This window comes from Bartonella sp. AA83SXKL, from assembly GCF_042196965.1.
Taxonomy (GTDB): domain Bacteria; phylum Pseudomonadota; class Alphaproteobacteria; order Rhizobiales; family Rhizobiaceae; genus Bartonella.
In genome coordinates, this window is record NZ_JBHIRG010000284.1 from 1 (window position 1) to 262 (window position 262).

The 262-nt window shown below is 42.4% G+C and carries 1 protein-coding gene; it reads right to left on the bottom strand.

Annotated features, from left to right (window positions below; genetic code table 11):
- A partial coding sequence (gene rplT / locus ACFINO_RS11140) for a 50S ribosomal protein L20 (RefSeq protein WP_375655910.1) occupies positions 1-251 on the bottom strand: 251 nt, incomplete at its 3' end.
- Between the last annotated feature and the right edge of the window lie 11 nt (positions 252-262).

The window sequence follows — 262 nt, forward strand, 5'->3', positions numbered from 1 at the left end:
GATAAACCATCAATAAAGCGTCCATAAGTTAAACCTTCTGCACGGACAGCTGCATTGATTCTCTGAATCCATAAAGCACGGAAAGTACGTTTCCTATTTTTACGATCACGATAAGCATACTGCTTTGAACGATCAACCGCCGCCTTAGCTGCACGGATGGTATTTTTACGACGACCGTAAAAACCTTCAGCCTGTTTAAGAACTTTTTTGTGCTTAGCGTGCGCTGTAACACCTCTTTTTACACGTGCCATGTAATACTCTC